19 protein-coding genes are annotated in these 19668 nt (G+C 40.7%); all 19 read right to left on the reverse strand.

Annotation, left to right across the window (positions count from 1 at the left end):
• Positions 1 to 175: 175 nt before the first annotated feature.
• Positions 176 to 1399, reverse strand: coding sequence for a murein hydrolase activator EnvC family protein (locus tag OCV60_RS09650; protein WP_262530097.1), 1224 nt, complete (start codon positions 1397 to 1399; stop codon positions 176 to 178).
• 13 nt (positions 1400 to 1412) lie between these two features.
• Positions 1413 to 2321 carry a permease-like cell division protein FtsX gene (gene ftsX / locus OCV60_RS09655; protein ID WP_021943135.1) on the reverse strand — a complete coding sequence of 303 codons (909 nt, stop codon included), beginning with the start codon at positions 2319 to 2321 and terminating at the stop codon, positions 1413 to 1415.
• Entirely contained in the window at positions 2311 to 2997 is a 687-nt protein-coding gene (ftsE, locus tag OCV60_RS09660; protein ID WP_021943136.1) for a cell division ATP-binding protein FtsE, read from the reverse strand. Before ftsE ends, ftsX begins: the two co-directional genes overlap by 11 nt.
• A 128-nt stretch (positions 2998 to 3125) precedes the next feature.
• Positions 3126 to 4214 (reverse strand): PucR family transcriptional regulator, encoded by a 1089-nt coding sequence (locus OCV60_RS09665; protein ID WP_021943137.1) that lies wholly within the window; start codon positions 4212 to 4214, stop codon positions 3126 to 3128.
• Positions 4215 to 4421: 207 nt separating this feature from the next.
• The gene (locus OCV60_RS09670) at positions 4422 to 5534 is read right to left on the reverse strand and encodes an ABC transporter ATP-binding protein (RefSeq protein WP_021943138.1); all 1113 of its coding nucleotides are present in this window, start codon (positions 5532 to 5534) and stop codon (positions 4422 to 4424) included.
• 197 nt (positions 5535 to 5731) lie between these two features.
• Entirely contained in the window at positions 5732 to 6604 is an 873-nt protein-coding gene (locus OCV60_RS09675; protein ID WP_262530098.1) for a YitT family protein, read from the reverse strand.
• Positions 6605 to 6763: 159 nt separating this feature from the next.
• A complete protein-coding gene (locus OCV60_RS09680; protein WP_021943140.1) occupies positions 6764 to 7321 on the reverse strand; it encodes a LytR C-terminal domain-containing protein in 558 nt (185 codons plus the stop codon).
• A gap of 350 nt (positions 7322 to 7671) precedes the next feature.
• On the reverse strand, positions 7672 to 7914 hold the full coding sequence (locus tag OCV60_RS09685; protein WP_262530099.1) for a hypothetical protein: 243 nt from the start codon (positions 7912 to 7914) through the stop codon (positions 7672 to 7674).
• Between the two features lie 101 nt (positions 7915 to 8015).
• Positions 8016 to 8750, reverse strand: a complete 735-nt coding sequence (gene ymfI / locus OCV60_RS09690) for an elongation factor P 5-aminopentanone reductase (RefSeq protein ID WP_021943142.1) — start codon at positions 8748 to 8750, stop codon at positions 8016 to 8018.
• Between the two features lie 27 nt (positions 8751 to 8777).
• Positions 8778 to 9905 carry a putative manganese transporter gene (locus OCV60_RS09695; protein ID WP_262530100.1) on the reverse strand — a complete coding sequence of 376 codons (1128 nt, stop codon included), beginning with the start codon at positions 9903 to 9905 and terminating at the stop codon, positions 8778 to 8780.
• Between the two features lie 134 nt (positions 9906 to 10039).
• Positions 10040 to 10465: a Fur family transcriptional regulator gene (locus OCV60_RS09700; protein ID WP_262530101.1), complete on the reverse strand. Its 426-nt coding sequence runs from the start codon at positions 10463 to 10465 to the stop codon at positions 10040 to 10042.
• A gap of 137 nt (positions 10466 to 10602) precedes the next feature.
• Entirely contained in the window at positions 10603 to 11268 is a 666-nt protein-coding gene (locus OCV60_RS09705) for a phage holin family protein (RefSeq protein ID WP_021945013.1), read from the reverse strand.
• 255 nt (positions 11269 to 11523) lie between these two features.
• On the reverse strand, positions 11524 to 12870 hold the full coding sequence (gene gdhA / locus OCV60_RS09710; RefSeq protein WP_008399921.1) for an NADP-specific glutamate dehydrogenase: 1347 nt from the start codon (positions 12868 to 12870) through the stop codon (positions 11524 to 11526).
• Positions 12871 to 13091: 221 nt separating this feature from the next.
• The gene (locus tag OCV60_RS09715; RefSeq protein ID WP_262530102.1) at positions 13092 to 13700 is read right to left on the reverse strand and encodes an HD domain-containing protein; all 609 of its coding nucleotides are present in this window, start codon (positions 13698 to 13700) and stop codon (positions 13092 to 13094) included.
• A gap of 200 nt (positions 13701 to 13900) precedes the next feature.
• On the reverse strand, positions 13901 to 15289 hold the full coding sequence (gene gltA, locus OCV60_RS09720; protein ID WP_021945015.1) for an NADPH-dependent glutamate synthase: 1389 nt from the start codon (positions 15287 to 15289) through the stop codon (positions 13901 to 13903).
• Positions 15289 to 16176 carry a sulfide/dihydroorotate dehydrogenase-like FAD/NAD-binding protein gene (locus tag OCV60_RS09725; RefSeq protein WP_021945016.1) on the reverse strand — a complete coding sequence of 296 codons (888 nt, stop codon included), beginning with the start codon at positions 16174 to 16176 and terminating at the stop codon, positions 15289 to 15291. The genes gltA and OCV60_RS09725 overlap by 1 nt, the downstream gene beginning before the upstream one ends.
• 149 nt (positions 16177 to 16325) lie before the next feature.
• Complete coding sequence (locus OCV60_RS09730) at positions 16326 to 16760, reverse strand: YolD-like family protein (protein ID WP_021945017.1); 435 nt, start codon at positions 16758 to 16760, stop codon at positions 16326 to 16328.
• Between the two features lie 15 nt (positions 16761 to 16775).
• Positions 16776 to 18302, reverse strand: coding sequence for a Y-family DNA polymerase (locus tag OCV60_RS09735; RefSeq protein WP_262530103.1), 1527 nt, complete (start codon positions 18300 to 18302; stop codon positions 16776 to 16778).
• A gap of 247 nt (positions 18303 to 18549) precedes the next feature.
• On the reverse strand, positions 18550 to 19542 hold the full coding sequence (locus tag OCV60_RS09740) for an Rpn family recombination-promoting nuclease/putative transposase (protein WP_262530104.1): 993 nt from the start codon (positions 19540 to 19542) through the stop codon (positions 18550 to 18552).
• Positions 19543 to 19668 lie beyond the last annotated feature (126 nt).

The raw sequence follows: 19668 nt of genomic DNA on the forward strand, positions 1-19668 counted from the left end.
ATTTGTATCATGTTAACTTTTTTGAATATCTCCCGAAAATTTCCTTTTATAAACGACAACAGACAAATCCAGCTTTCACCCGATCTGTCTGTTGTTTTATCCTATGTGTAATTCTGTAAAATCTTACAATTCTGACTGGTTATCATACTTGTATGAATCCCAACTTTCTGTCTTTTTACAGGTAATCCAGTGGATTTACATAAGATCCATTGATCATAACTCCAAAATGGCAATGGGAACCTGTACTGTATCCGGTACTTCCTGCCTTGGCAATTACCTGTCCCTGTTCAACACTCTGTCCTACACTGACAACCAACTGGGAATTATGCATATATACTGTCGATACACCATTTCCATGATCGATCATGATGTAGTATCCTGCAGATGAGCTGTACTGTGATACAACAACTGTACCTGCTGCTGATGCAACAATATCACTACCGGTTGGACATGGAATATCAATTCCCTTATGGTTCGAACTTGCACCTGCTGTAGGTGAAGATCTTGGTCCGAAGTAAGAACTGATCCGGCTTCCCTGTGTAGCAGGCCACATGTAAGAACCACCGCTTGGTGTATAGTACTGTGGCTCACTGCTTCCGCTGCTGCCACCACTCTGCTGCTGTGCTGCACGCTGCTCATCCAGTCGCTTCTGAATGGCTGCCATCTCTGCATCTGCTGCATCAATCTCTTTCTGATACTGTTCAACCATAGCTGTCTGAGCGTCAATATCCTTGGAATACTCTGCGATCTTATTATTCTTCTCTGTAATTGTTGTATTCAGATTATCTTTTTCAGTTTCAAGATCAGCCTTAACACTCTCAACCTCTTTCAGGTCTTTTTCCAGTGTTGCTTCGTAATCCTGAATATCCTGTCTGGTCTGAATCAATGCATTTAACTGTTTCTGGTCATAGCTTGAAATCTGCTCAACATATTCTGATTTATTCAACATATCTGTAAAGGAAGCAGATGACATCAGTGTGTCTATGTATTCTACCTCTCCGTTTTCATAAAGATACTGAATACGCTTCATCATTGCTGCATACTGATTATCTTCATCAACCTGGGCTTCTGCAAGCTTTTTCTTTGTATCATCGATCTCAGTATTCAACTGATCTTCTTCTTCCTCTTTTGCAGTGATCTTTGTCTGAATATCAGAAACCTGTTTATCAAGCACTTCAACATCACTGATCAACTGGTTCTGTCTCTCCTGCAGACCGTCCAGCACATTCTGTGCATCTTTTTTATTTCCCTCAGCTTCATTCTTGCTGTCCTGTGCCTCCTGCATGGAAGTTGCCGAGACATTGGAAACCGGCGGTATTGCCGCAAGTGCAACCGCACATACAACAACAATTGCTGTCTTTTTGAATTTCTTCATCAATGGGATCTGAAATTTCTTCAAAATAAAACCTCCCTTAAACCTTCAAATGTTTTCTGGTAGTGATCAAACTACCAAACAAACCTACACCTATACCAAGTATTAAGCCTACCGGTACCATTGTACGGAACAGTTCCTCTTTGCTTACAAATGCAAATACTGATGTCAGAACTGCAAATCGTCCTGCCACATATTCCAGAATCTTCTGATACATAATATATAACAGATAAAGCGGAATAACAGAACCGACTGCTCCGATAATAATACCTTCTATTATGAACGGTGCACGTACAAAAAAGTTTGTTGCACCGATCAGCTTCATGATCGCAATTTCTTCCTTACGAACGGTAATACCGATTGTGATCGTATTACTGATCAGGAAGATAGATACCAGCATCAGTATCACAACGATACCGACGGAAGCATAACCGACCAGTGATGATAATGTCGAAATACTGTCAGCCGTTACCTCTGAGCTTCTGACATTTCTTACACCGTCCAGTCCCTTTGCAAATGCTACAAATTCAGCCTGTTTGGATACATCCTTCAATGTTACCTCATAAGAAGCAGAATTCTTTAACGGATTGTCATCACCAAAAGCTGCTTTTGCTGCTTTCGGATCATCATAGTTCTGCTCACAGAATTTATCAAATGCTTCATCTGCACTGATAAAATCCATTGTGTTCACATAATCGAGAACACGGATCTGCTCTCCGATCAACTGAACCGTTTCATCCGGAATATCTTCATCAAAAAAGATAGATATCGTTACGTTGTTCTCCAGATCCTGCATTCCGGACTGGAAGTTAACAACAACTGCATATACAATACCAAATATAAACAAACACGAAATAATTGTACCGATGGATGCAAGGGAGAACAATATATTTCTTCTGATGTTTGTAAATCCCTGTTTCAGGATATAAAAGAATGTACTAATCTTCATCTATATAACCACCTTGTTTTTCATCGCTGATAACCACACCCTTCTTCAGTGTGATTACTCTCTTTCGCATCTCATTTACGATATCTTTATTATGTGTAACTACAACAACTGTCGTTCCACGTTTATTGATATCGTCCAGCAGCTCCATAATATCCTCTGAGTTCTTCGGATCCAGGTTACCGGTTGGCTCATCGGCAAGGATGATCTCAGGATTATTTACCAAAGCTCTTGCCATGGCAACTCTCTGCTGTTCACCACCGGATAACTCCTTTGGATATGACTTGTACTTATCAGCAAGTCCTACCAGCGTCAGCATAGCAGGTACTCGTCTTCTGATATATCTTGCAGGAGTCTGTATAACTCTCTGTGCAAATGCGACATTCTCATAGATAGTACGATCCTTTAACAGTCGGAAGTTCTGGAATACAACTCCAATCTTTCTTCTGACCTTTGGGATATTCTTCTTTTTGATCGTTTTATAATTATATCCCGCTACACGGATAGAACCGGATGTCGGATCTAGTTCCTTTAATAAGAGCTTGATCAATGTCGTTTTACCAGATCCACTGCTTCCAACGATAAAGACAAACTCGCCTTTTTCTATATTGATATTAACATTCTTCAGAGCCGTCATACCACCCGGGTAGGTCATAGTAACATTCTCTAACTCTATCATAATGGTTTCCTTTCAACTTTAACTGTCTGTACTTTCTCTCTCTTTGCATTTGCAAGTATAGCAACTAAATGTGAAATATATGTGTAAATCATGCATACAATATATTACAAAGAGACCAGCTTTTACCTTTAATAATCTAATGACTCCATATACTTCATGTATTTTACAACCATCAGCGCGATCTTAAATGTGATCGCATCCTCAAATACACGAAGATCCAAGCCTGTACTCTTCTGAAGCTTATCCAGACGATAAACCAGAGTATTTCTGTGAATGTATAACTGTCTGGATGTCTCTGATACATTCAGACTGTTCTCAAAGAACTTATCAATCGTCGTAAGTGTTTCTTCGTCGAATTCATCCGGTGACTTGCCATCGAAAATCTCACGGATAAACATCTTACAAAGCGGAAGTGGAAGCTGATAGATCAGACGTCCGATTCCCAGATTGCTGTATGCGATGATATTCTGGTTCTCATAGAAGATCTTTCCTACATCCAGTGCCATCTTTGCTTCTTTATAAGAACGGGATACTTCCTTGATCTCATTTACGATCGTACCATAAGATACATGAACAGAAGACATAACCTCTGTATTCAGCATATCTACAACAACCTTTGCGATCTTATTCATATCATCATAGGACTCTGTCTGCTTTACTTCCTTTACAAGAATAATATTCTTCTCATCTACAGCAGTGATAAAATCCTTTGTCTTTGTTGAAAAGATATTACGAACCGTCTCAAGTGCATTGGTATCCTTCTCATTCTTGGTTTCAATGATAAATACGATTCTTCTGACATCTGTATCGATATGCAGTTTCTTTGCCCGGTTGTAAATATCAACAAGCAACAGATTATCCAGCAGAAGATTCTTGATAAAGTTATCCTTATCAAAACGCTCCTTGTATGCAACTAACAGATTCTGGATCTGGAATGCTGCGATCTTACCTACCATATAGGTATCATCTGTCTCACCCTTTGCAAGTAAGATATGCTCTAACTGGTTATCGTCAAATACCTTGAAGAACTGATAATCACGGATTGCCTGACTTTCCGCAGGAGAATCCACAAATGCGAGTACAGCCTCTTCACAGTCATCGACATCCTTAAATGTTGATGCAAGTATTTTACCTTCTGTATCAAGAACACATAAATCGGTTCTTGTAATATTCTTTAATCCATCAATCGTATCCTGAAGTATCTGGTTCGATATCATATATTCTACACTCCTTATTCTTATATTCGGATTCTGTATTCTTTCCTTATCCATTCTGCCCGACGGATAAACCTCCCGGAAAGCATACGAATAACAAAATACACTACTATACCTATTCTAAAACATATTTCAAAAAAAAAAAAGAGAAAATGCAGAATTTTCTGCATTTTCCCTCTTTGTTTATAAATATTAAGTATGTAGCATCTATTAGCTTACTAAGATTTCCTCTGTTTCCTTATCAAAGATATGAATCTTGCTTAAGTCAAATGCGAACTGAACTGTATCACCAGGTCTTGCTGTTGTACGAGCATTAACTCTTGCTGTGATATCGAACTGATCGATTGTGAAGTATAAGTAAACTTCTGCACCTAACATTTCATAGATATTGATTCTTGCATCAATAACGCTTTCCGGTGAGGACTCGATGAAGAGCTGCTCATCATGGATATCTTCTGGACGGATACCAAGAACAACTTCCTTATCAACTGCATCAAGTGCGATAAGTCTCTCAGCCTTGCTGTCTGGAACTTTGATTGAGTGTGAACCGAACATTAAGAGAATGTCTGATCCAGACTTAACTACCTTACAATCAATGAAGTTCATAGGTGGCATACCCATGAAACCAGCTACGAATAAGTTACATGGCTTATCGTATAAGTTCTGTGGTGTATCTACCTGCTGAATGATACCATCCTTCATAACTACAATTCTTGTACCAAGTGTCATAGCCTCTGTCTGGTCATGTGTAACGTAGATAATAGTTGTCTGTAATCTCTGATGTAACTTGGAAATCTCAACACGCATCTGTACACGAAGTTTCGCATCAAGGTTTGAAAGTGGCTCATCCATAAGGAATACCTTAGGCTCACGAACAATTGCTCGACCCATAGCTACACGCTGTCTCTGACCACCTGATAAAGCCTTTGGCTTTCTGTCAAGTAAGTGTTCAATGTCAAGGATCTTAGCAGCTTCATGAACAGCCTTGTCGATTTTCTCCTTCGGAACCTTTCTTAACTTAAGTCCGAATGCCATGTTGTCATATACTGACATATGCGGATACAGAGCGTAGTTCTGGAATACCATTGCGATATCTCTGTCCTTAGGCTCTACGTCATTTACAAGCTTGTCGCCGATCCATAACTCACCTGAGCTGATATCCTCAAGACCTGCGATCATTCTAAGAGTTGTTGACTTACCACATCCTGAAGGTCCAACGAAAATGATGAACTCCTTATCTTCAATTTCAAGGTTGAAATCCTTAACAGCATTAAATCCGTTAGGATATACCTTATAGATGTTCTTAAGTGATAAACTTGCCATTCTGCAAATACCTCCGTAAATATTATATAGTATTGTTTTATTTATTCATTCGTTCTGAACATAGTGTCATTTTACAACATTCCCCTTCTTTAAACCATATGATTATTGCCCAAAAAAATTTTTAATGTTTTGTTTGTTTTGTATACGACCGCAAAAAAACTAACATTTTGACGATATTCGCGTCGATTTAAGAACTTTTAAGGCGAGAATTTTGTGAAACCTTCACCAAAAACCTCCGTAACCTGCCCTACAATGAGAAAAGAATTTTCATCAATTGTCCTTATTTTATCTTTTAATTCTACTAATTGCCTACTTGACAAAACAGAAATAATCATTACACGCCCTTCATTCGTGTAACCGCCTCTGGTATTTAATACCGTCACACCTCTTCCAATCTCATTCATGATACAGGCTTTGATCTCTTCATAATGGGAAGAAATAATATATACCAGTTTTCCATGCCGGAGTCCCTGCACGATCACATCGGATAATTTTGTCGATATCGCAATCGCAATAACTGCATACAGCATATTTTCAAATCCAAATGCCAGTCCGCCTGCCACAACGATCGCCAGATCGATCCCGCCAAGAAATAATGGTGCTCCTATATCATGCCGCAGATGATTCAGGATCAATGCCATCAGATCAACCCCGCCGGAGGAAGCATTCTGCCGGAACATCAGCCCATAAGCACAGCCAAACATAACACCGCCAAGGATCATATTCAGCAGTTTATCCTGTGTTGCAAGCGGAAATGTGGGAATAGCCGCCATGAATACTGTTGAAACGGCTGTTGTATATGCTGTCCTTATCATGCTCTTCTTTTCCAATAGAAAATATCCGCAGATAAAAAGAGGTATATTGATCACCAGATTACTCAGCCAGACCGGTATGCCTGTTTCTCCGTTTCCCATCCCTTTTGTCAAATTCTCAATTATAATTCCAATTCCTGTCACACCACCCGGCACGATCTGTTCACTGTTAAAAATCCAGACAACCCCAAGCGACATCAGAAATGCTGCCACCGTAAGCAATGCATATGTTTCTATCACTTCGCCAATATTTTTCATATAAACCGCCTTTCATACAGTTTTTTATAGTATGTCCGATTTATTCCAGTGTAGTCATGTGCATCTAAAACAAAAAGCAGGTACTGTCACACTTCTGTGACAATACCTGTTTTTTGTATGGGCAACCTGTACAAATACATGTTCTTCCAGTTGTTCTGTTTAATTTTTAATATCGCTAGTTCCTATAATAACGATAATATCATATCCATCAATTGATACATCACAATCAGATGCGCTTACGGAATCTACCGTTGACATCTCCGGCGAAGTTAATTCAGCAGCAAGATCTGCTCCATCATATGAACCGGATACACATACCTTTGAGGTTGCAATTGCAGACTGTGTATACGTACCAACTTCTACAGAAGTATAGCCCTTGCCTTCTAATGCTGTCTTCCATGCACCGGCAACGCCACTTGTTCCTGTCGCATTGATAACAAGGATCTTCGCATCTGTGGAAGCAACAGAACCTGATTCGTCTGAGTCATCTGATCCACTGTTTTCTCCATCTCCATTCTTGAAGGTAGGATCATTTTCATCTCCTGCTTCTGTTACAATTTCTTTTCCGTTTGTTGTTTTCTTACTGTCTTTCAGAGAATTATTCTTTACTAAGGTCTTTATAAGCAGTGCTCCCATAATAACTATTCCGATTGCAAGAATAATTACAAGTGCTCTGAGCATTGTTTCCAGAAATAATCTCAATACTTTTTTTCCCATTTTCTGGCCTCCATTTAATATATACTATAATGCATCCTAGGAACATCCGATTGTTCTTAAAACAGCCTACCAGTTCCATGCATCACAAATGCACCAAAAAAAAATTACTTTTCTATGATTCTTCATTATACCTAAAAATCACCTAATGAGTATACCAAACGTACTTTTAAATTTCAACCTGCATTTCCAATTTCTTATTTATCCGCGGCAAATAATCGACCAATATAATATACAATCCTGTATTTTGTCCATTTCCCCGACATAAAAAAGAATCCTTATATGTTTTCATACAAGAATCCTTTTCCACTTCTATACTCTCTGTTTTAAAAATTAACCGATTCCATATATTTTTACTTCTGTACCCGTTTTTTCCCACAGACCTCACAGACTTCTCCACTATTTACATGTCCGCAGCCCCAGCATGTCCACTCTGAAGCCTCTGTTTCCTTCTTCGGCTGCTGGCTGGTTGTCATTGTAAAATTCTTCGATACGATCTCAACATTGCCATCTTTATCTACTGTCGTTTTCAGATCTGCCAATGTATTTGCCGCAGCAACCTCACTCTTTTTCTTTTTAATAAACTTTATTCCCATAATCTCTACCCCATACCTGCGCAACTTTGCATAGATTATTTTATAGCAATATGAACAATTTTTCAATAGATAATTATGGAAAATGCAAAACGTTTACCAGACTACTGCCAGCCACCATCAAAGGTCAGGACCTGACCGGTCAGATAACTGCCGGCATTTGCTGCCGTTACGATAAAATCTGCGGCTTCTTTCTCAGTAGCCATCCTGCCAAACGGAATCTCCTCTTCCAGAGCTGTTTTTTCTTCCAATGACAGATGTCCATTCATCGTAGTATCAATTGCACCAAATGCGATGGCATTTACCGCGATGCCGCTTGGGGCGAGTTCCTTCGCAAGAGCCTTTGTGAATGCATTGACCGCACCTTTGGTCGCTGAATACGCTACCTCACAGGAGGCTCCGACATTGCCCCATACAGATGAAATGTTGATAATACGTCCCTTATGTGCATGCACCATGTACGGCACAACCTGACGGCATGTGTTAAATACTGACGTTATATTCGTATCTATAATTCTTTTCCAGTCCGTTTCATCCATATCAGTCAGCAGCCCGACATAAGAAATTCCGGCATTATTGACCAACAGATCAATCTTCTTACCAAAATGTTCGGTTACATGTTCTATAAACTGCTTTACAAATGTAAAATCTCCGGCATCACCGGTCTCTGCATAACAATCTGTGCCCTGCGCAAGTATCTTCTGTTGAACCTCTTTCAGCTTTTCCGGATGACGAAATGACGTTATGGCTATTTTTTTATATTGTTGTGCAAGGGCTTCCGCCGTTGCTGCACCAATTCCTGTTGATGCCCCGATAACTATTGCTGTTTTCTGCTCCATTCTTTCTGTTCTCGCTGTTCTTTCTATTTAAAATGTGATACCCAACAGATTGATCAACAACCCCCAGCACACACTAGTAACATACAAGGTTCCAACAACCATAATGTTTTCTTTCAATCTGTGGCGGTTCATACGGAACAATACCAGAAGTCCTACGCCTGCGCTGACAAGCAGACCTGACATCATTGCTCCGGCACTGAGCATACCATCCAGATAAAGCTCCGTAATAATAACAGATGGTGCGCAGTTTGGTATCAGTCCAATCAGTGCTGCCATTGCTTCTCCAAGGAACGGTACATCACCAAGAAGTCTTCCAATCACATCTTCCCCTGCGATACCGATAATAATATTTAACACAAAGGATACCGCCAGAATAAATACCGTGATCTTCAAGGTGTGCTTTAATGCCGACATCCAGATTCCGTCCTCGCAGTTGCAGTGTTCCTGCTCGCACAGATCATGGATATGTTTTTCTTCTATGTCTGTACCATCATAGTGGATATGTCCATGATGTGTATGTGTACTTTTTCCATCGTCGGTATGAATAATTTTTTCATCATGCACATGCACACTTTTTCCATTATGTGTATGAGTATCTTTATAATTATGTGTACATTCTGCATTGACTGTCTGTGTTGCCTGAACGGAATATCCAGAATGCTCTGATTCATCTGCACTGTCTGTATTTTTAGAATTATCACTTTTTGAAGACGCTGTATGCTTCGTTTTTCTTCCTGCCAGATATCTTCTGCGGATATATTTATTTGCAAGATCGACTGCATAACCTGTAACGATCGCAATGCACATTTTTGCAAGCAGGATACGAATAATTGTACCGGCATTTACTGTATGCGAAATAAAGATTGGGAGCATCTCATCAGAGGTTGACATAAATACTGCAAGCACAACTCCTGCTGTGATCACGCCACCACTGTAAAGGTTCGCTGCCACACAGGAAAATCCACACTGTGGAACGATCCCAAGTACTCCACCTGCCAACGGACCAAACGCACCGGCAGACTGCATATATTGCTTCTGCTTTTCTTCTGTTCTCTGCTCCAACCATTCCATCAGCAGATATGTCACTAATAAAAATGGTATTAATTTTACACTATCGATCAGTGCATCTGAAAACGAATCAAATAATAATTCCATACTATCCATCTCATTCCTGAAAATATAATTTGCAACCAAGTTGCATTATCAGATTATAGCATTATTTTGCCCAATGTCAACTCCTATTATCAGAAATATTCAATTTTCAGCATGGAAATTCCTGTTATCTGGTTTTATTTTTCTGTTTCTTTCTTACTGCATTCGTCGCAGACACCATATAAAATGGAATCCTTGCAGCAAAGTGTGAACCCATGATCAGACAAAATGTGCTCTGATATCTCTTTCATGAAATCGCAGTCCAAATGGATGACCTTTCCACATTCGGAGCATTGCAGATGTAGATGCTTCTGACACCTGGATGGCTGTTCTACATACTGATATCCTGCTTTTTCGCCCTTATCAGCCACATATTTCATCAGTGTCTTCTCTGCGACCAGCTTATCCAGATATCGGTATACAGTTGTTTTATTTACCGAACACTCTTCCTGATCCATATGCCGTATAATATCCGACACATGAACGGCACGATCTTTATTCCGGATCAGATAATCAAGGATCATCTGTCTGCTCTTTGTCTGATATTCATGTTTACGTTCCATCTCAATTCCTGCTTTCTATCTGTTCTTAAGTCTCCACTATGTAAGCTGTTATTCTATGCAGTATCGATCTGCTGTCACATTATCTGCTTTTTGTTACACATTCTATCTATACTTTATCTTCCTACTGCATATTCTAATTACTGCTGCACATTGTCCTGCATCTGCACCGGTACTCCCTGATAATAAGGTGTATTCGGGATATTTCTGAGATCCTGATTTCTCATATACCGAAGATATGCCAGCCCCTCATCAGAATATCCAAATCTCGCATTTGGACATGCCTGTGCAAGTACATTCAACAACTCCTGTTTACTCTTTTTCCCTCTTGCCAGTACATTAATAGCAACACGGTTCTTTTGAAAACGATTTTCGATTACATATTCACTTCCGGTTGGAATAAAGTTCGTCGATGTAGTATGCAGATAGATCAGATATACATCCCAGAGCCAGGTCATCTGTGTCGGCTGCTTCTTATTCGCAAGCACCTTATCGGAAATCAATACATATTGGTCTTCATATATTATATGCGAATATAACTGGTCGGCCATCTCCAAAAGCTGTGGGTTATTTTTCAAATAGCCGGTTTTTTCAGGTCTTACAATATTACGAATCCCTATTATGATAAATACAATTCCTAATAATGCAAATAAACCAAACAAAATGATCATACCCATTCCGTCATCTGCATTATCTGACATCACACCTATTGTGATCAATCCGAAAATCAGCATTAACACCGCTCCGCCGACAACCGCTGTGATTCCACCTTTTTTTATTTTTGCCAGTACAATATCTCTCCCCATATGAAGATCCTCCTTTTTTATGTAAAAAGTATATAATATCTATATTATACGAAAAGGTCTCCATAGATTCAATCAAAAACTTTCCATAAAATCATTATAGATTGTATCTGCATATCCCGAAATAAAGCGTTATTGAATTTTCTTTTCTATAATGTCTTTCTCGCAAAAAACCCCGAAACCGCATATCACGATTCCGGGGTCTTATATTAACATTTACTATATAATAATTATCGTTAGATTTTGACCGGCATTTGATTAGCAAACACCCTGAGCAAGCATAGCTTCTACAACCTTTTCGAAACCGGCAATGTTAGCACCTGCAACATAGTCGCCTTCTACACCGTAACGCTTAGCAGCGTCGCTGATGTTTGCGTAGATTGTCTCCATGATTCCCTTTAACTTGCCGTCAACTTCTTCAAATGTCCATGAAAGTCTCTCTGAGTTCTGGCTCATTTCAAGTGCAGATGTAGCAACACCACCGGCGTTAGCAGCCTTACCACCTACGAATAATACTCCATTCTCCTGTAAGTACTTAGTAGCCTCTAATGTTGTAGGCATGTTAGCACCCTCTGTTACAGAGATAACACCATTTGCAACTAATGCCTTAGCATCGTCTAAGTCTAACTCGTTCTGAGTAGCACATGGTAATGCGATATCACCCTTAACATTCCATACACCGTGCTCACCGTTCTTCTTCTCATGGTATTCAGCGCTTGGTCTTGCTGCTGCGTACTCTGTAAGACGTGCTCTCTTAACTTCCTTAACTTCCTTAAGTAAGTCAACATCGATTCCTTCCGGATCATAGATCCAACCTGTTGAATCGGAGCATGTTACACACTTAGCACCTAACTGATGTGCCTTCTGGATTGCGTAGATTGCAACGTTACCAGCACCAGATACGATACAAGTCTTACCAGCGATATCAATACCATGATCCTTTAATAATGCGTTTGTTAAGTATAATAAACCATATCCTGTAGCTTCTGTACGAGCAAGTGATCCACCATATGTAAGTCCCTTACCTGTAAGAACACCTTCGTAGGATCCACGGATTCTCTTATACTGTCCGAATAAGAAACCGATCTCTCTTCCGCCTGTTCCGATATCACCAGCAGGGACATCGACATCTGCTCCGATGTACTTGCAAAGCTCTGTCATAAAGCTCTGGCAGAATGCCATGATCTCTCTATCTGATTTGCCCTTAGGATCAAAATCAGAACCACCTTTACCACCACCGATTGGAAGTGTTGTCAGTGAATTCTTAAATACCTGCTCAAATCCAAGGAACTTGATAATACCTAAATTAACTGAAGGATGAAGTCTTAATCCTCCCTTGTATGGTCCAATAGAATTGTTAAACTGTACACGGAAACCTCTGTTTACCTGAACCTGTCCATTGTCATCTACCCAAGGTACTCTGAACATGATCTGTCTGTCCGGCTCTGTGATTCTTTCAAGAATCGCATTCTTTCTGTAGAGCTCCTCGTTTGCATCGATACAAGGTCTAAGTGAATCAAGAACCTCTGTTACTGCCTGTAAAAATTCTGGCTGGTCAGCATTTTTCTTCTTTACGATCTCCAGCACTTCATCAACGTATGACATCTTAAAATCCTCCTTAAATTAATTATAAGTAAATCGCATCTCTGCGAAATTCATTTGGAGTAGTATTTTCTCTTTAAGAAAATTTCCACTTAAGATTATAAACAAAAGACTTGAATTTATCAAGTAAAAATATGATTTTTATGAATTTTTTTATCTTTTTAATGAAAAAGCAAGATTTTCTTAAGTTGCAATGCGCTAAAGTGCTAGCAAATTAGCGGGATTTACAGGTCTTCCATCTCTGCCTTGATCTCATCCTCCGTTGCTGCCATTGCCTGTAATGTCATGGTCAGAAGCTTCTCAAGCTCCCAGTTAAGCTGTGCAGCACCACGTTCAATCACTTCTCTGGAACAACCTGCGGCAAATCCCTTGCTCTTGTATTTTTTCTTCAGAGATTTCAGTTTCATATCCTTTGTACTCTTTGACGGACGCATCAATGCCGCCGCCCAGATCAGGCCTGTCAGTTCATCTGCTGCAAACAAAACCTTCTCCATCTCATGAACCGGCTCTACATCGATGGTTGTACCACATTCCACTGTAATTCCATAACCATGAGAACAGACCGCATGAATAATATCCTCTGACACACCACCATCTCTTAACAGCTCTGGTGCTTTCAGACAATGCTCTGCTGGATACAGTTCAAAATCAATATCATGAAGCAGACCTACGATTCCCCAGTATTCAGCATCTTCACCATAGCCAAGTTCATTTGCATACCATTTCATAACAGCCTCAACTGTAAGCGCATGCTGAATATGGAATGGATCTTTATTATATTTCTTCAGTAATTCAAACGCGTCATCTCTTGCAATATATTCCTTCAATGTCATAACCTCTTCTCAGTATATTTTTAATAATTTTATGTTCAATATCTCGTGAGCATAGTTCTATCACTTTATACCGCATCTCAAAATAGACTCCATTTTTTTAATCGGTATATAAATCCAAAAATAAATGGATGGTATTACTATTAAACGTCTTGCGGAATAATAGATAATACCATCCTTTATTTTGTTTCAAAGACTATATATTAATTGAGTCCTTTGAGGTACTCGTCAATGCCCTTTGCTGCTGCCTTTCCAGCTCCCATAGCAAGGATAACTGTAGCTGCACCGGTAACTGCATCACCACCGGCATATACACCTGTCTTTGTGGTCTGTCCGTTTGCCTCATCGGCAACGATACATTTCCACTTATTTGTATCAAGTCCCTTTGTTGTAGATGAGATCAGTGGGTTTGGTGAAGTACCAAGTGACATGATAACTGCATCCACATCCATAACGAACTCAGAATCAGGAATCTCAACCGGTCTTCTTCTACCGGATGCATCCGGCTCACCAAGTTCCATCTTAACACATTTCATGCCCTTAACCCAGCCCTTTTCATCTTCAAGGATCTCAGTTGGATTTGTAAGGAGATCAAAAATGATTCCTTCTTCTTTTGCATGATGTACTTCTTCTACTCTGGCAGGAAGTTCTTCTTCACTACGTCTATATACAATATGTGTCTCAGCGCCAAGTCGAAGTGCCGTTCTTGCAGCATCCATTGCTACGTTACCACCGCCGACAACGGCAACCTTCTTACCAACCATGATAGGTGTGTTAGAGCCTTCCTTATAAGCCTTCATCAGGTTACTTCTTGTCAGGTACTCATTTGCTGAGAATACACCATTTGCATTCTCACCCGGAATACCCATGAACTTAGGAAGTCCTGCACCGGAACCGATAAATACTGCTGAGAAGCCTTCCTCCTCCATTAATTCATCTATCGTTACAGATTTACCAACTACAACGTCAGTCTCAATCTTAACACCTAAGGATTTTACATTTTCGATTTCTTTCTTTACTACGCCATCTTTTGGAAGACGGAATTCAGGGATACCATAAACCAGTACGCCGCCTGTCTCATGAAGTGCTTCAAAGATTGTTACATCGTAACCCATCTTTGCAAGGTCTCCTGCACAGGTAAGACCGGATGGACCGGAACCGATAACTGCAACCTTCTTGCCATTCTTCTCTGCTGCCGGTTCCGGCTTAATACCATGCTCTCTTGCCCAGTCAGCAACGAAACGCTCCAGTTTACCGATAGATACAGGATCGCCCTTGATACCTCTGATACATTTACCTTCACACTGTGTCTCCTGTGGACATACACGGCCACATACAGCAGGGAGTGCTGATGATTTGCTGATCACCTGGAATGCCTCTGCAAATTCGCCCTTCTTTACATGAGCGATAAATCCAGGAATATCAATAGAAACAGGACAGCCCTTTACACACTGTGCATTCTTACAGCCGATACATCTTGCTGCTTCTGCCATTGCTTCTTCTTCATTATATCCGTAACATACTTCTTCAAAATTCTTTGCACGAACCGCAGGTTCCTGTTCACGAACCGGTACTCTATTTAAAACGTCCATTATTTGTCACCTCCACACTGTCCGCATCCACCATGATGGGTGTCGCCTTCCTTGGCTGCAAGATATGCTCTGCCTTCCTGTGTTTTATAGATCTGCTGACGCTCCATAGCTTCTTCGAAGTTTACAAGGTGTCCGTCAAATTCAGGTCCGTCTACACATGCGAATTTTACTTCGCCGCCAACTGTTACTCGGCATGCACCACACATACCGGTACCGTCTACCATGATCGGATTCAGGCTGACAACTGTAGGGATCTCAAGCTCTTTTGTAAGCTTACAAACGAACTTCATCATGATCATCGGTCCGATTGCTACGCATACATCATATTTGTTGCCTGCGTCTACAAGCTTCTGAATCTCATTTGTAACAACGCCCTTGCTTCCATATGAACCATCGTCTGTTGTAATGTAAAGATTTCCTGCAACTGCCTTCATCTGCTCTTCCAGAATGATAAGCTCTTTGGATCTTCCACCGATGATAACATCAGCGGCTACTCCATGCTCATGTAACCATTTTACCTGTGGATATACAGGTGCGGTTCCTACACCACCGGCTACAAATAAGATCTTCTTGTTCTTTAATGTCTCTAAATCTTCTTCTACTAATTCCGACGGACGGCCAAGCGGTCCAACAAAATCTGTAAAGCTGTCTCCAACCTTTAAATTCTTCATCATCTCTGTTGCTGCACCTACTACCTGGAATACGATAGTGATCGTGCCTGCTTCTCTTGAATAATCGCAGATTGTAAGAGGAATTCTCTCTCCATCTTCTGAGCCTCTTACGATTACAAACTGACCCGGAAGACAATTCTTTGCTACTCTTGGTGCTTCCACGTCCATAAGATAGATTGCATCTGTCAACGCTTCTGTTCTAACAATCTTAAACACGTTTTTATCCTTCCTTTCTCTTTTCCCGACTCTCCACACAAGACTCAGGAATACTACACTGCCGAAATCGCACAATATAGTCCATTATAGCATCTATTAACAAATACTGTAAAGGTGTAATTTTCAGGCATTTTCATATAATTTTTACGTTACTCCAAACCGGAAAACAGATCGCTTTCTATCCGACTGATATCTTCAATCGGTATGATCGTTGCATCTGCCATGATCACCGCTCTCCTATACAGATCGATTCGCTTAACGATACCGGAATGCGTAACATATTCTCCTCCGGCTTTTCTCTCATCCTGTACGAAATAGGTAATATCCACTAACTGTTCTGTACCTATATTGGCTGAAATAATGTTTAGTTTCTCATTCAATTCTTCCAATACTTCATCACTGAGCACCCGTTTCTCATCTGTCCGTCTGGCAGTCTCACGAATCGCCGCCGCATGTCCTGTCAATGCCGCAAACGGCGCAAATTGTGCCGCCCGGTCATAGAGTGACATCTGCGGATGTGTCTTTGAAACAGGGTGTTCCAAATGAATGATATCATCATATTTATGGTTGTTCTGCTCCTGCATATTATATATACCTCTTTATGCCTTATGTCCGCCGATCTGTGCATTTCTGTCTTTCGCCGTTGCCCCTTCCTGCAGGTTCATGCCCTTCAGAATCGCATTTTTTCCATATTTTTTCTTGATGTTGAGCATGGCTTCCTGCATGTGGCGTTCCCGTTCCAGATCCGCTTTCTCTTTCTCCCTTTGTTTTTTTACAGCCTCATAATCTGTAAAAAAATCAAGTTGCTCATACGCATCGTCATTCGTGACAGTATGTTCATCCACCAGTTTATTCGCGGTAATATTAATCCTCCGGATCAAAAGATCCTTGTCGACGATCCGGTCATACAGTTCCATTACCGCATCCATAAGCATCTGCGTCGATGAAGTCTGCCGCTTGAGATTGATCGTTCCATGTGCATGCTTTGGAACCTTTCGTCCATAACGATCCGTTGTAACAGCGCCTTTATATCTCTTCTTTCTCGCCAGGTCTGTCAGATTATCAATATCATAACCGATCGTAAGCACGATCTGATCTGTAACAAGTCCCTTATCCACCAGATCAAGCGACATAAGATCAGTCATTTCCTTTACAACCAGCCTTGTCTTATCAAAATCATACGGACAATGCAGTACCTGTCCGGTGCAAATGCTATTCGTCTCCGGTTTATATGCCTTGATCTGATCCATCGTGCAAGGCTCATATCCCCATGCATGATCGATCAGCAGCTCTGCATTAATGCCAAATAACTTATACAATAAATCTTCATTATATAATTCATTTGTCTTTCCGACCGAGCATCTCGCCACATCGCCCATCGTGTATAGCCCATATTCCGCTAATTTCTTCGCATATCCCTGACCGACACGCCAGAAATCCGTGATCGGCTTGTGACTCCAAAGCTTCCTGCGGTATGCCATTTCATCCAGCTCCGCAATCCGTACTCCGTCCTCATCCGGTTCAATATGCTTCGCCACGATATCCATCGCGATCTTACAAAGATACAGATTGGTTCCGATTCCTGCCGTCGCTGTGATTCCGGTCGTCTTTAATACATCCCGTATCATCATCATGGCTAGTTCTCTGGCTGTCATATGATAGACATTCAGATAGCTGGCCACATCCATAAATACCTCATCGACCGAATAAATATGAATATCCTCCGGCGCAATGTATTTCAAATAAATGTCGTAGATCCGTGTACTGTATTCCATATAAAGTGCCATGCGCGGTGGAGCAATAATATAATCCAGCTGAAGAGTCGGATCTGTCCCCAGCTTCGTGCTGTCATCCGATGCTCCGGTAAAATGATGATCCGGTATATTCCGTCTTCTTGCGTTATTTGCCTCCCTTACCTTCTGAATAACCTCAAACAATCTCGCCCTGCCCGGTATTCCATATGCCTTAAGAGAAGGGGATACCGCCAGACAGATCGTTTTCTCTGTTCGGCTCGGATCTGCCACTACTAGATTTGTGGTCAGGGGGTCTCTGTTCCGCTCTCTGCATTCTACAGAAGCATAGAAGGATTTCAGATCGATCGCTATATATGTTTTATTTTCTTCCATTTATCCATGCTCCTTCCGAATATTTTATCCACATCATCCGACAGTTGTTCTGCATTTTATTCCATGTTTCAATTATATGTAAAATAGTTGGTTTTCTCAATGGCAAAATACGGATACAAAGATAAAGTCCCACCTGTTTCCGGTGCTATGTCAGGGATATTATTGGAGCAAAAAAGTCCAGATACAGCATTTCTACCATATCTGGACTTCTACTAAAATATACATGCTATCTGTTCTGCCTGTGTCTTTAGCCTATAATTTCCTTAATTTCCGCTTCGCTCATATCGGTTACATCCATGATCTGCTCTAAGGAATAGCCTTTCTTATGCATTTTCAGAATAATCTCCGATTTTCCTCGTGCTTCGCCTATGATTTCGCCTTCTGCCCTGCCAACAGTTTTGCCAGCGGCTTCACCCTTTGCATATCCCATTTCTTCTACGCCTTCACTCAGATTGCACATGATCTTCACCTCATCTCTAATACCATTTCTGTCTACCGGTATGTCATACTCCTGTTTCATAAGCTTCAATTTTTGTTCTGCCGTCATTGTCTGTGACAATAGCGTTCCAAGTAATCGATGCAGTTCATATTGTTCTTCCTTTGGTGGAATCTCCTTTGCCAGACCGATCATCACGATGTTAGGGATATCCAGATTGCCTTTCCAATCCTGTTCGCCAAGTAAATCATCTTTTACCATATGAATATGACTCAGACTGTTCTCTTTCATATTCATACAGATCCAGATGGAATACACCTGTTTGATCTCATTATAATCAGAACCTGTAAATTCCCGCTCTTTCTGGGATGACACCAGTCTTGCCGTATAGAAGATTGCCCGATTTAAGATATGATACTTCGTCGGTTCATTCTTCTGGGCTTCCAGATTGATGATCATTTTCGCCAGTCCATCCCGCATCCGTACATAGAAGATAATATCAAAATATATCTTTCCCTCATCAATTTCGGAACTTTCTGTATTCAGTCCGACAATCCGTTCACCGGTTCTGGCATCCACCGTTTCTTTGTTCGTTAATCCCGGTTCTACCGGAACCTGGCTGATATACGGTTCCCCTTCAATCAATGATGCAACCGTATCTGCATCCATACCTTTAAATTCTTCTACTACCCTGATCAGTATATGCGCCAATATGATCTTCTGTCCAAGCAAGCGCTTGGCACTGGCATCATACTGTGCTTTCTGATCAGTAGCCTTGGAGGAATATACAATTTCGTTATCCATGTTCTATCTCCTTTCTTAATACTGATAGAACAGAATAACATGCATATTTTAGCTTTGTATATTGCCTCCGTCTCTCCAAGTTTGATTGTAATGGATATTCGAACGGAAAACAAGTTTATAATTATT

This window comes from Coprococcus ammoniilyticus (assembly GCF_025567345.1).
GTDB lineage: Bacteria > Bacillota > Clostridia > Lachnospirales > Lachnospiraceae > Coprococcus > Coprococcus ammoniilyticus.